Source organism: Phenylobacterium hankyongense, assembly GCF_003254505.1.
Lineage (GTDB): Bacteria > Pseudomonadota > Alphaproteobacteria > Caulobacterales > Caulobacteraceae > Phenylobacterium > Phenylobacterium hankyongense.
This window is the reverse complement of sequence record NZ_QFYP01000001.1, coordinates 723,050-734,975: the sequence shown is the minus strand read 5'-3', so window position 1 is coordinate 734,975 and position 11,926 is coordinate 723,050. Positions and strand designations below refer to the sequence as shown.

Annotated in this window: 15 protein-coding genes and 1 tRNA gene; 7 read left to right on the top strand and 9 right to left on the bottom strand. The window is 69.3% G+C overall.

Annotated elements, in window-relative coordinates; genetic code table 11:
- Positions 1-45 precede the first annotated feature (45 nt).
- Positions 46-135 (bottom strand) — tRNA-Ser (locus tag DJ021_RS03535).
- 164 nt (positions 136-299) lie between these two features.
- Here DJ021_RS03535 and msrA point away from each other — a divergent pair.
- Both msrA and DJ021_RS03525 read left to right on the top strand, forming a co-directional pair.
- On the top strand, positions 300-953 hold the full coding sequence (msrA, locus tag DJ021_RS03530; protein WP_111456230.1) for a peptide-methionine (S)-S-oxide reductase MsrA: 654 nt from the start codon (positions 300-302) through the stop codon (positions 951-953).
- Between the two features lie 17 nt (positions 954-970).
- On the top strand, positions 971-1,309 hold the full coding sequence (locus DJ021_RS03525; RefSeq protein WP_111456229.1) for an MmcQ/YjbR family DNA-binding protein: 339 nt from the start codon (positions 971-973) through the stop codon (positions 1,307-1,309).
- On the opposite strand, the gene DJ021_RS03520 is transcribed toward DJ021_RS03525, so the two are convergent.
- The 5 genes from DJ021_RS03520 to DJ021_RS03500 form a co-directional block, all read right to left on the bottom strand.
- Positions 1,306-2,013, bottom strand: coding sequence for a DUF599 domain-containing protein (locus DJ021_RS03520; RefSeq protein ID WP_243625893.1), 708 nt, complete (start codon positions 2,011-2,013; stop codon positions 1,306-1,308). The two genes, DJ021_RS03525 and DJ021_RS03520, sit on opposite strands and share 4 nt — an antisense overlap.
- Before the next feature lie 3 nt (positions 2,014-2,016).
- Positions 2,017-3,342 carry an MFS transporter gene (locus DJ021_RS03515; RefSeq protein WP_279386481.1) on the bottom strand — a complete coding sequence of 442 codons (1,326 nt, stop codon included), beginning with the start codon at positions 3,340-3,342 and terminating at the stop codon, positions 2,017-2,019.
- Between the two features lie 66 nt (positions 3,343-3,408).
- Positions 3,409-3,567 carry a DUF3309 family protein gene (locus tag DJ021_RS03510; RefSeq protein ID WP_111456227.1) on the bottom strand — a complete coding sequence of 53 codons (159 nt, stop codon included), beginning with the start codon at positions 3,565-3,567 and terminating at the stop codon, positions 3,409-3,411.
- A 93-nt stretch (positions 3,568-3,660) separates the two neighbouring features.
- Positions 3,661-4,056, bottom strand: a complete 396-nt coding sequence (locus tag DJ021_RS03505) for a DUF983 domain-containing protein (protein WP_341538129.1) — start codon at positions 4,054-4,056, stop codon at positions 3,661-3,663.
- A gap of 173 nt (positions 4,057-4,229) precedes the next feature.
- Complete coding sequence (locus tag DJ021_RS03500) at positions 4,230-4,367, bottom strand: entericidin A/B family lipoprotein (protein WP_111456225.1); 138 nt, start codon at positions 4,365-4,367, stop codon at positions 4,230-4,232.
- Positions 4,368-4,517: 150 nt separating this feature from the next.
- On the opposite strand from DJ021_RS03500, the gene DJ021_RS03495 reads away from it, so the two are divergent.
- Entirely contained in the window at positions 4,518-4,889 is a 372-nt protein-coding gene (locus DJ021_RS03495; protein ID WP_111456224.1) for a DUF2784 domain-containing protein, read from the top strand.
- Between the two features lie 151 nt (positions 4,890-5,040).
- Positions 5,041-5,244: a hypothetical protein gene (locus DJ021_RS03490; protein WP_111456223.1), complete on the top strand. Its 204-nt coding sequence runs from the start codon at positions 5,041-5,043 to the stop codon at positions 5,242-5,244.
- A gap of 19 nt (positions 5,245-5,263) precedes the next feature.
- Here the strand turns inward: DJ021_RS03490 and lepA are convergent, their stop codons facing one another.
- Positions 5,264-7,069: a translation elongation factor 4 gene (lepA, locus tag DJ021_RS03485; RefSeq protein ID WP_111456222.1), complete on the bottom strand. Its 1,806-nt coding sequence runs from the start codon at positions 7,067-7,069 to the stop codon at positions 5,264-5,266.
- Between the two features lie 148 nt (positions 7,070-7,217).
- On the opposite strand from lepA, the gene DJ021_RS03480 reads away from it, so the two are divergent.
- Entirely contained in the window at positions 7,218-7,895 is a 678-nt protein-coding gene (locus DJ021_RS03480) for a DUF1134 domain-containing protein (RefSeq protein ID WP_111456221.1), read from the top strand.
- Between the two features lie 158 nt (positions 7,896-8,053).
- On the opposite strand, the gene DJ021_RS03475 is transcribed toward DJ021_RS03480, so the two are convergent.
- Positions 8,054-8,608: a TIGR00645 family protein gene (locus DJ021_RS03475; RefSeq protein WP_111456220.1), complete on the bottom strand. Its 555-nt coding sequence runs from the start codon at positions 8,606-8,608 to the stop codon at positions 8,054-8,056.
- 63 nt (positions 8,609-8,671) lie between these two features.
- Between DJ021_RS03475 and DJ021_RS03470 the strand changes: the two genes are divergently transcribed.
- Together DJ021_RS03470 and DJ021_RS03465 are read left to right on the top strand one after the other, a co-directional pair.
- Positions 8,672-9,010 (top strand): ArsR/SmtB family transcription factor, encoded by a 339-nt coding sequence (locus DJ021_RS03470; RefSeq protein WP_165837097.1) that lies wholly within the window; start codon positions 8,672-8,674, stop codon positions 9,008-9,010.
- On the top strand, positions 9,007-9,450 hold the full coding sequence (locus DJ021_RS03465) for an SRPBCC family protein (protein ID WP_111456218.1): 444 nt from the start codon (positions 9,007-9,009) through the stop codon (positions 9,448-9,450). Before DJ021_RS03470 ends, DJ021_RS03465 begins: the two co-directional genes overlap by 4 nt.
- A gap of 46 nt (positions 9,451-9,496) precedes the next feature.
- Here DJ021_RS03465 and pheT read toward each other — a convergent pair whose 3' ends face one another.
- Positions 9,497-11,920 (bottom strand): phenylalanine--tRNA ligase subunit beta, encoded by a 2,424-nt coding sequence (gene pheT, locus DJ021_RS03460; RefSeq protein ID WP_111456217.1) that lies wholly within the window; start codon positions 11,918-11,920, stop codon positions 9,497-9,499.
- Positions 11,921-11,926: the final 6 nt, after the last annotated feature.

Sequence of the window (11,926 nt, the reverse complement as noted above, 5' to 3'; positions counted from 1 at the left end):
GCCGTTCCGAGCGTCTCGATCCCAAGGATCCAGCTGAAGGAAGAGTGGCGGTGAGAGAGGGATTCGAACCCTCGTTACGGTTTCCCGTAAACACGCTTTCCAAGCGTGCGCCTTCAGCCACTCGGCCACCTCACCACGCGCCACAGGAGGCGGACCCCCAGCGGAAGGCGGGGAATATACTGAGCGACCCTGTCCCGGCAAGCGGCGGTTGGCCGCGTCGGCCATTCGGGGCGCCCGCGAACGTGCAATCGCGCCGGCGAGCGCCTATCTTCCGGGGCCAGCGCAAGGAGGCCCGCACCATGCTTTTCGGCAAGAAGTCCCTCGAGCTGCCGACACCCGAGACCGCATTGCGCGGCCGCCAGCATCCGATCCCCACCGCCGAGACCCACTTCGTCAACGGCCATCCGCTGAAGGGCCCCTATCCGGAGGGCTACGAGACCGCGGTGTTCGCCATGGGCTGCTTCTGGGGCGTGGAGCGGATCTTCTGGAACCTGCCCGGGGTCTATGTGACCGCGGTCGGCTACGTGGACGGCCTGACGCCGAACCCGACCTACGAGGAGGTCTGCAGCGGGCAGACCGGCCATACCGAGGCGGTGCTGGTGGTCTATGACCCCAAGGCGATCACCTACACCGACCTGCTGAAGACCTTCTGGGAGGGCCATGACCCCACCCAGGGCATGCGCCAGGGCAATGACGTCGGCACCCAGTACCGCTCGGGCGTCTATCCGATCAACGACGCTCAGGCGCGGGCCGCCGAGGCGTCGAAGGAGGCCTACCAGGCCGCGCTCGGCGCGCAGGGCTATGGCAAGGTGACCACCGAGATCGAGCCGGCCGGCCCATTCTATTTCGCCGAGGACTACCACCAGCAGTACCTGGCGAAGAACCCCAACGGCTACTGCGGGATCGGCGGCACCGGCGTGACCTGCCCGATCGGCGTCGGCGTCCAGGCCTAGAGCGGTCGCGAGGCCGGATGACCCGGGACGACGTGAACGCCGCCGCCCTGGCTCTGCCTGCCGTTACGCGGATCGTCCAGTGGGGCGGGTCGGACGTCTATAAGGTCGGCGGCAAGGTGTTCGCCATCTGCGGCCTCGGCGGGGGCCTGTCGTTCAAGGTGACCGAGATCGGCTTCATGGCGCTGACCGAGGGCGGCCCCGGTCGGCAGGCGCCGTATCTGGCCCGCGGCCACTGGGTCGCGGTGGAACTCGGCGAGGTGGACGCGGCGGAGGTGTCGGATTGGCTGGCGACGTCGCACGCGCTCGTCGCCGCCAAGCTCACCCGCATCCAGAAACGCGAGCTGGGGCTGGCCTAGGTGTCGGCCAGAAGCCGGCGCAGGTCGGCGATGGCTCCGGCCGCCGGCGATCGCCGCTGACGCCACACGAGCAGGCTCACGGCCCCCGCCGTGGCCGCTATGAAGGCGAGGGGGCCGAACAGCCAGGCCGCCGCCGCCAGGGCGAAATAATAGGCCCGCACGCCGGCGTTGAACGAGGACAGCGCCGGGTTCAGCAGCCGCGCGACGATGTCGCCGAACACGTGGCGCTTCTCGTCCTCCACCCGCACCGGGACGGCGCCGATGGCGGCGATGGTGTAGTTCATCTGCCGGATCGCCCAGATCAGGTCGAGCAGGCCGCGGGCCAGGGTGATCAGCACCAGCGACAGCTGCGCCTCGAACAACAGCCGCGAGGACGTCTGGATCACCACCAGGCTGGAGGCCGAGCGGAAGGTCCGCTCGCCGCCGAACATGGCGCTGGCGATGGCGGCGATCAGGATCAGGTTGGACGAGGCGAAGAAGGAGGACGAGTTCAGCGCTTGGCCCAGCAGCTGGCCGTCCATGAACCGGTTCTCGCGGCCGACCATGTTGCGCATCCAGGCGGTGCGGATGACGGTCAGGTCGGTGTTGATCAGGCCGCCGCCCCGCCGCTTGCCCAGGGCCTTCAGCAGCGGCTCGTAGAACAGCCAGCACAGCGCGAAGAAGGCCAAGGCGGCGACGTCCATCGGCTGCAGGGGGATGCGCACGTCTCAGTCCTCGGCGATCAGGCTGGTGACATTGGTGTTGCGCAGCCGGACGGCGACCACGGCCGCCACCGTCATCACCACCGCCACATAGAGGTAGAATCCGCTCTCCACGTGAAGCTTCTTCAGCCAGCCGGCGACATATTCCGCCGTGCCCCCGAAGACGGCGTTGGCGATCGCGTAGGGCAGGGCGACGCCGAGGGCGCGGACGTGCGCCGGGAAGAGCTCGGCCTTCACCGCGGCGTTCACCGCCGAATAGCCGGAATGGCAGGCGACCAGCAGCAGAATCAGCCCGAAGGCCAGGCCCGCCGAGTGGGCGCCGGCGATGGCGCTCATCACCGGATAGGTGGCCAGGGCCCCGGCTCCCAGCCCGACCGCCATGGTGGTCTTGCGGCCCACGTGGTCCGAGGCCCAGCCGACCAGCGGCTGGATCAGCATGTAGGCGACAAGCACCCCGGCCATGATCGCCGTGGCGGTGTCCTTGTCGAAGCCCGAGGTGTTGACCAGGAACTTCTGCATGTAGGTGGTGTAGGCGTAGAAGGAGAGCGACCCGGCCGCCGTGAGCGTCAGGATCGCCGCGGTCTCCCGCGGATGTTCCCGCAGCAGGCTCATGGTCTGGCCGCGGCGCGGGGTCTCCTTGGCGGCGTTCAGGTAGGCGCGGGTCTCGTCGAGACCGGTGCGGATCCAGAACACCACGATGGCCAGGAGGCCGCCGATGGCGAACGGGATGCGCCAGCCCCAGGCCTCCAGCGCCGCCTTCGACAGCAGGTGCTGCACGACCACCAGCACCAGCAGGGCGGTGAGCTGGCCGCCGATCAGGGTCACGTACTGGAACGACGACCAGAAGCCCCGGCGCTCGCGCCCGGCCATCTCGGCCATGTAGGTGGCGCTGGCCCCGTATTCGCCGCCCAGCGACAGGCCCTGCACCAGCCGCGCCGCCAGCAGCAGGAACTGCGCGGCGACCCCGATCTGGGCATAGGTGGGCAGGATGGCGATGGCGAAGGAGCCCAGGCTCATCAGCGCCACCGAGAGGGTGAGCGCGGCGCGCCGCCCCGCCCGGTCGGCGTAGACGCCCATCAGCCAGGCGCCCAGGGGCCGGGCGATGAACCCGGCCGCGAAGATGGCGGCGGTCTGCAGCTGCTGGTCGACCTTGTCGCCGTGCGGGAAGAAGTGCTTGGCGAAATACAGGCTGGTCGAGGTGTAGGCGAACCAGTCGTACCACTCGACGAGGTTGCCGGCCGAGCCGCCGAGGATGGCCTTGATGCGGGCGAAGGCCGACATCGGCGTCGCGCCGCCCGCCAGCGTCCCGACCTCAGCGTCTGAAACAGCCATGCATCCCCCCGGCGCGAACCGGGGGGATGCTAGGTGATTTGTGCGTTCAGGCCAGAGGCCTCGGGCCTATATTCGGCCCATCAGGACCAGGATGATGATGATCACCAGCACCAGGCCCAGGCCGCCGCTCGGGAAATAGCCCCAGCTGCGGCTGTAGCCCCAGCTCGGAAGCGCCCCGATCAACAACAGGATCAGGATGATGATAAGTATGGTGCCTAAGCCCATGGGCGTCTCTCTCCTTCAGCCGTGCCCCCACTCCGCCGGGCCAAACGGGCGGGGTACAGCACAGGTTCCGGAGCGCGCGCGGGCGCACGGCGCCTAGTCGGCGGCGTCGGCGGTGTGGAGGTGGGCGTCGGTGTCCTTCACGCCGAGCGCATACATCAGCCCGATCCAGCCGCCCTTGATGCGCGGCAGCAGCGCCAGGGTGATCAGAGCCAGCGGGATCAGGATCAGCGGCAGCGAATAGGCCGGCGAGGACTGCCAGACGATCGGGAAGAACAGCAGCGGGGCCACGATCAGGTGGCCGACCACCAGGATGGTCAGGTAGGCCGGACCGTCGTCGGCGGGATAGCGCGCCAGGTCGTGGTCGCACTTTTCGCAGCGGGCGGAGACCTTGAGGTATTTCCAGAACAGCTTGCCCTCGCCGCAGGCAGGGCAACGGCCCTTCAGACCGCGGAAGACGGACGGAAGCAGCGGATGAGCGATTTCAGCCATGCGCGCCATATGCGCCTTCGGCCCTGAAAGCGTAAGGGCTGCGGCGCTTAGGTCGCAGCCAAAAAGCGATTTTTTCGGGACCGGGCGACCCGTTTTGGGCCGGGCGTCGGGCTCGGATTCGGGTTGCCGTTCAGGCTTCCGAACCCGCGCCCCGCAGCCCGCGCTCCGATACTCTAGCGCTTGACGTCCTCGGCCGTGCCGGTGACCGCCTGACCCGCCGCCTGCATGTCGCGGCCGAGGCCGGAGACGGTGTTGCAGCCCGAAACCCAGAGCGCCGCAGCGGCGGCGGCGAAGACGATCAGTTTGCGCATGGCTTCCCCTTTGTCGCAGATGCCCGATGCCGGGCGACTGCTTGATAGTCAAGCTTGCGGCAGGATTTGGGCGAGAGCCTGAAGTCGGTTGCTCATCGGCTGCGCATGTCCCTCCTCCACCGCGGGGAAAAGGACGCCTAAGCTCGCCCGATGAGTCCGGTCCTCGCCCAGACGGTGCTTGCGATCCACCTGGCCGTCATCGCCTTCAACGTCTTCGGGCTGGCCGCGATTCCGCTGGGGGCGTGGCGGGGCTGGGCCTGGGTGCGGGTCCGCTGGTGGCGGGCGCTGCACCTGGCGTCGATGGCGGTGGTGGCGCTGCAGGCCGTGCTTGGCCGCGCCTGCTTCCTGACGCTGTGGCAGGACCGGCTGGCGGGCGCCCGGGCCGAGCCGCCGCTGATCATGCGATGGGTGAACGGCGTCATCTACTGGCCGCTGCCGATCTGGGCGTTCGCCGCCGCCTACCTGGCGGTGTTCGCCTATGTGGTGGTGCTCTGGCGGCGCGTGCCGCCCTCCGCGCGCTGACGCCGTGGTGCAGTGCAATTCCCTTACCGGATAAGGGAAAGAGCGCTATTCACACATCTCTGCCATTGCGCCGCAACAAATATGCGCGACAAGGGTTTGCAGATGCGAAGCGCCGTCGGGTCCGTCGGCGGCTGATCGAGGAGTTCCGTAGATGCTGTCGGTCCCCATGCGCACCTTTCCCGGCCTGTTCGTGGGACGCCGCACCGTCGTTCCGCCCACCGCCGCGCCGCAGGACGCCGACTCCATCCGCTTCGTCTGCGGGGCTTGCGACGACCTGATCTTCACCGCCAAGGACCGCGCCGTGCTGTCGGACCTGGTCGTGAAATGCCGCTGCGGCGAGTTCAACCAGCTCTGAGCGGCCCCGCCCGCGCGCTCTAGTCGGCGTCCATCTTCAGGGCGGCGATGAAGGCTTCCTGCGGGATCTCCACCTTGCCGAACTGGCGCATGCGCTTCTTGCCGGCCTTCTGCTTGTCGAGCAGCTTGCGCTTGCGGCTCATGTCGCCGCCGTAGCACTTGGCGGTGACGTCCTTGCGCAGCGCGCGGACCGTCTCGCGCGCGATGATCCGCCCGCCGATCGCCGCCTGGATCGGGATCTGGAACATGTGCGGGCTGATCAGGTCCTTCATCTTCTCAACCATGCCGCGGCCGCGGGCCTCGGCGCGGTCGCGGTGGACCAGCATGGAAAGCGCGTCCACCGGCTCGGCGTTGACCAGGATCGACATCTTCACCAGGTCGCCGTCGCGGTACTCCTCGATCTGGTAGTCGAAGGAGGCGTAGCCCTTCGAGATCGACTTCAGCCGGTCGTAGAAGTCGAACACCACCTCGTTCAGCGGCAGGTCGTAGACCACCAGCGCGCGGGAGCCGACATAGGACAGCTCGCGCTGCGAGCCGCGGCGGTCCTGGCAGAGCTTGATCACCGAGCCGAGGTACTCGTCCGGCGTCAGGATGGTGGCCTTGATCCACGGCTCGGAGATCGAGGCGATCTTCACCGGGTCCGGCAGGTCGGCCGGATTGTGCAGCTCCATCTCCGAGCCGTCGGTGAGCTTGATCTTGTAGACGACGCTGGGGGCGGTCGCGATCAGGTCGAGGTCGAACTCGCGGCTCAGCCGCTCCTGGATGATCTCCAGGTGGAGCAGGCCCAGGAACCCGCAGCGGAAGCCGAAGCCCAGCGCGGCGCTGGTCTCCATCTCGTAGGTGAAGGAGGCGTCGTTCAGGCGCAGGCGGCCGATGGCGGCGCGCAGGTCCTCGAACTCGGCGGCGTCGACCGGGAACAGCCCGCAGAACACCACCGGCTGCACGTCGCGGAAGCCGGGCAGGGCCTCCGTGGCGGGCTTGCGCTCGTCGGTGATGGTGTCGCCGACCGCGGCCTGGGCGACTTCCTTGATCTGGGCGGTGATGAAGCCGATCTCGCCGGGGCCCAGCTCCTCGATCTCCGTGCGCTTGGGCCGGAAATAGCCGATGCGGTCGACGAGGTGGGTCGAGCCCTGCTGCATCATGCGGATGCGTTGGCCGGAGCGCAGCACGCCGTCGATCACCCTGACCAGCACCACCACGCCGAGGTAGGGGTCGTACCAGGCGTCGACCAGCAGCGCCTTCAGCGGCGCGTCGCGGTCGCCCTTGGGCGGCGGCAGGCGCTTCACGACGGCTTCCAGCACCTCGTGGATGCCGAGCCCGGTCTTGGCCGAGGCCAGCACCGCGTCGGAGGCGTCGAGGCCGATGACGTCCTCGATCTGCTGGCGCACCCGGTCGGGCTCGGCGGCCGGCAGGTCGACCTTGTTCAGGACCGGCACGATCTCGTGGTTGTTGTCGATGGCCTGGTAGACGTTGGCCAGGGTCTGGGCCTCGACGCCCTGGCTGGCGTCCACCACCAGGATCGAGCCCTCGCAGGCCGCCAGGCTGCGGGAGACCTCGTAGGCGAAGTCCACGTGCCCGGGGGTGTCCATCAGGTTGAGGACGTACTCCTCGCCGTCGTCGGCCTTGTAGTGCAGGCGCACGGTCTGGGCCTTGATGGTGATGCCGCGCTCGCGTTCGATCTCCATGTTGTCGAGCACCTGCTCGGTCATCTCGCGCTGGGTCAGCGCGCCGGTCTCCTGGATCAGGCGATCGGACAGGGTCGACTTGCCGTGGTCGATGTGGGCCACAATGGAGAAGTTGCGGATATGGCTGAGCGGGGTCGTCATGGCGCGTGCCTCTAGCACATTCTGTCCCCCGCGCGAGACGCGCGGCGTCCGGTCGCGGCCAACACAGTTAAGCGTGCATTAAACTGCCCCAAGCAATGACTGGCCCTGGGCGGGAGCTGGTTCGGACTTCAAGGAGAGAGAAACGCCCATGGACCGTCGAACCCTCATCGTCAGCGGGCTGGTGACGCTCGGCGCCGCCGGCGTGGCCCAGGCGCAGACCGCCAAGCCGCTGCCGCCAGCCGCCCCGGCCCCGACCACGCCCCCAACGACGCCGCCGCCCCGCTCCCTGGAAGGCCTGCCGCCGCCCAGCCAGACCCCCGACTATCCCGCGCAGACCAAGGCCCAGACCTATTCGCGCGACGAGATCGTCAACAACGTCTCCGACTTCATGGGCGTCACGGCCGAAACCGCCGGCGGCGCCGTGGAGAAGATCTTCGCCCAGAACGGCCGGCCCACCGGCTACATCGCCGGCGAGGAGGGCTCCGGCGCCTTCGTGGTCGGCGGCCGCTACGGCCGCGGCCTGCTCTACATGAAGGGCCGCGAGCCGATCGAGGTCTACTGGCAGGGCCCGTCGGTGGGCTGGGACTTCGGCGGCAACGCCAGCCGGGTGTTCACCCTCTGCTATGAGCTGGAAGTGCCGGAGGCCATCTACCAGCGCTTCCCCGGCGTCGAAGGCTCCGCCTACTTCATCGGTGGCCTGGGCGTGAACTACCAGAAGGCGAACGGCATCACGCTGGCGCCGATCCGCGCCGGCGTCGGCCTGCGGCTGGGCGCCAACATCGGCTACCTGGCCTACACCCGGAAGCGCAACATCCTGCCGTTCTGATTTTGCTCCTCCCCCGTAAAACGGGGGAGGGGGACCATGCCCCGCAGAGGGCATGGTGGAGGGGGCGCAGGCTTCGCCCGCTGCGTCGGCCCGCCCCCTCCGTCACGCCCTCTGCGGGGCGCGCCACCTTCCCCGCTTCGCAAGGGAGGAGCGATTGTTCAGTGCTTGTCGGTCTTGCTCGCCAGCAGGTCCATGACCGCCAGCAGCACGCCGGAGACCACGAAGGTGAGGTGGATGCCGACCATCCAGGCCAGCGTGCGGTCCGGGATCGCCTCGCCCTCGTTGAGCTTCATGAAGGCGCGCAGCAGGGCGATGGCGCTGATCGCCACGATGGAGGCGATCAGCTTCATCTTCAGGCCCGAGAAATCCACCGTGCCCATCCAGGCGGGCCGGTCCTCGTCGTCGCCGGTGTCGATCTTGGAGACGAAGTTCTCGTAGCCGGAGAAGATCACGATCAGCAGCAGGTTCCCGGCCAGCGACAGGTCGATCAGCGACAGCACCATCAGGATCGCCTGCTCCGGCGACATGGTGGTGACCTGGGCGAGCTCGTGGACCGCCTCGTTGAAGAACACGATCACCAGTGAGGCCAGCGCCACCGCCAGGCCCACGTAGAAGGGCGCCATCAGCCAGCGGGAGCGGAACAGCCAGAGCTCAAGAGCGCGTTCCAAGGCCGGTTTGCGCGATATCGGACGGGACGATGCGGGCGAGGTCATCCGGCTTAGGTAGCCGGTTGCCGGGCCGGCGCAACGGTTTGACTCATTCATAAGTCATGACTTATGCATCGAGCGATGGACCTCGAAGCCGCCGCCGACCTGTTCCGAACCCTCGCCGATCCGACCCGCCGGGCGATCTTCGAGCGCCTGGCGCGCGGCGGGGAGCTGAGCGTCGGCGCCCTGACCGAAGGCGCGCAGGTGTCGCAGCCGGCGGTGTCCCAGCACCTGAAGGCCCTGCGCAATGCCGGCGTGGTTTTGGAACAGCGCGCCGGCCGGCAGGTGCTCTATCGCGCGCGGCCCGAGGGCCTCGCGCCGATGTTCGACTGGCTGGCGCACTACGCCGCCTTCTGGCCCGAACGGTTCGACCGGCTCGAGCAGCTGCTTAAGGAGATGGACCAGTGACTGACACCGCCACCCTTCGCGCCGTGGTCGTCGAGCGCGACCTGCCGCATCCGCCGGAGAAGGTCTGGCGGGCGCTGACCCAGGGGCCGCTGATCGAGGCCTGGCTGATGGCCAACGACTTCGAGCCGGTGGTCGGCCACCGGTTCAACTTCCGCGCGCCGGCGATGGCCCACTGGAACGGCGTCACCGACTGCGAGGTGCTGGTCGTCGAGCCGAATGCGCGGCTCGCCTACAGCTGGAATTCCTCCGGCGAGGAAGCCGCCAACGGCCTGAAGACGGTCGTCACCTGGACGCTGACGCCCGCGCAGGGCGGCACGCGGGTGCGCATGGAGCAGTCCGGCTTCCGGCCCGACCAGCAGGCGAACTACCAGGGCGCCAGCTACGGCTGGCAGCGCTTTTTCGCCGGCCTCGAGCAGGTGGTGGCCGGAGAGCTGGCCTAGCGCCGCCCCTCTCCTCCCCGTCCTCTTCGGGACAAGGGAGGCGCGATCAGCTCCGCAGCTTCGCGCCGACCGCCTTTTCGGCCGCCGCCACGATGCGGCCCGACAGCGCCTCGATCTCGGCGTCGGTGAGGGTCTTCTCGCGCGGCTGGACGGTGACCTCGACGGCCACCGACTTGGAGCCCTCCGGCACGCCGGGGCCCTGGTAGACGTCGAACACCCGCGCGTCGGCGATCAGCGCCTTGTCGGCGCCGAGGATGGGGCGGACCAGCTCGCCGGCCGGGGTGTCGGCGCCGACCACGAAGGCGAAGTCGCGGGTCAGCGGCATCAGGGCCGAAAGCTCCAGCGCCGGCTTGGTCTTGGCGCCCTTGCGCTTCGGCTCCGGGACGGCGTCGAGGTTGAGCTCGAAGGCGTACATCGGGCCCTGGGCGTCGAGCGCCTTGAGGATCCGCGGGTGCAGCTCCCCGAACTCGGCGACCACGTTCCTGGGGCCGAGCTGCAGCCGGGCCGAGCGGCCGGGATGCCACCAGGCCGAGGCCTGGCCCTGCGCCACCTGCAGGCCCGGCGCGCCCAGCTCCTCCAGCAGGGCCATGAGGTCGGCCTTGAGCGCGAACAGCGGGTCGCTCTTGGCCCCATCCCAGCGGCGCGGCGGGCGCGGGGCGACGAGGGCGGCCACGGCCGTGACCTGATCCTCGGGCTGGTCGCCGCGGAAGTTCGGGCCGACCTCGAACAGGGCGGCGTCGGCGAAGCCCTTGCGGGCGTTGCGGGCCGCCGCCTCGATCAGGTTCGGCAGCATCGAAGGACGCATGGTCGACAGGTCCGAGGCGATCGGATTGGTCAGCACCAGCTGCGGCTGGCCGCCGCCGAACAGCTCGGCCCATTCCCGGCGCATGAAGCTCCAGGTGATCGCCTCGGCGTAGCCCCGGGCGGCCAGCGCCCGGCGGGCGTTGCGCATGCGGGTCTGGCGTACGGTCAGCGCCCCGCCCACCGGACGCGGCAGCTCGGGCAGGGGCTCGGCGGGCAGGGACTGGTAGCCCTCGATCCGCGCCACCTCCTCCACCAGGTCGGCCTTGCCTTCCACGTCGCGCCGCCACGAGGGCGGCGTGACCATGTCGCCGTTTAGCTTGAAGCCGAGCTTCTGCAGGATCTCGTCGATCCGCGCGCGGTCGACGGTGAGGCCGGTGAGCTTCTTCACATAGCCGCGGTCGAAGGCGATGGGGCCGGGGGAGGCGGGCGCCTGGCCGGCCACGCGGATTTCCGAGGCCTCGCCGCCGCAGAGCTCGAGGATCAGCTGGGTCGCCAGTTCCAGGCCGGGGACCACGAATTCTGGGTCGACGCCGCGGGCGAAGCGGTACTGGGCGTCGGAGGTGATGCCGGTGATCCGGCCGGTCTGGGCGGTGCGGATCGGGTCGAACCAGGCGCTCTCGACGAACACCTCGGTGGTGTCCTCGCTGACCTTGGTGGACTCGCCGCCCATGACGCCGCCCAGCCCGATCGGCCGCTCGCCGCTGGCGTCGGCGATGACGCACATCTCCGGCGTGATGTCGTAGGTCTTGCCGTCGAGCGCGATCAGCTGCTCGTCCCGGTGCGGGGCGGGCGAGGCCTTGTCGTTGTGGGTGGATTCCGAGGGCCCGCGGCCGAGCCGCGCTTCGATGACGTCGCCGACCATCAGGCCCCGGTCATAGACGTGCAGCGGCCGCGCGCGGTCGTAGGAAAGTAGGTTGGTGACGTCGACCAGGGCGTTGATCGGCCGCAGGCCGACGCTGATCAGCCGCTGCTGCAGCCAAGCCGGCGAGGGGCCGTTCCGGACGCCGCGGATCAGCCGGCCGGCGAACACCGGGCAGGCGTCGCCGTCGACCTTGATCTCGACCGGGCACGGGAAGCTTCCCTTCACCGCCGCGAGGGGGTCGGGCTTCAGCGTGCCCAGGCCGGCGGCGGCGAGGTCGCGGGCGATGCCGCGCACGCCCAGCCAGTCGGGCCGGTTCGGCGTCACCTCGAAGTCGATCACCGCCTCCAGGCCGAAGGCTTCGGCGGCCGGCGTGCCGACGGCGAGGCTGTCCGGCAGCTCCAGGATGCCGTCGGACTCCTCGGCGACCTCCAGCTCCTTGGCCGAGCAGAGCATGCCGTTGGAGACCACGCCGCGGACCGGCCGCGCCTCCAGGGTGATGCCGGAGCCGGGCACATAGGCGCCGAGCGGGGCGTAGATGGTGGTCAGGCCCGGCCGCGCGTTGGGCGCGCCGCAGACGATCTCCAGGCGGCCGTCGACGGTGTCGACCTGGCAGACCCGCAGGCGGTCGGCGTTGGGGTGCTGCACGGCCTCGACGACCTTGGCCACCGAGAAGGCGGCGAGCTTGGCCGCCGGGTTCTCCACGTGCTCGACCTCGAGCCCGGCCATGGTCATGGCGTCGACGACCTGCTCGACCGTGGCCCCGGTGTCGAGGTGGTCCTTCAGCCAGGAGAGGGTGAATTTCATGACGCT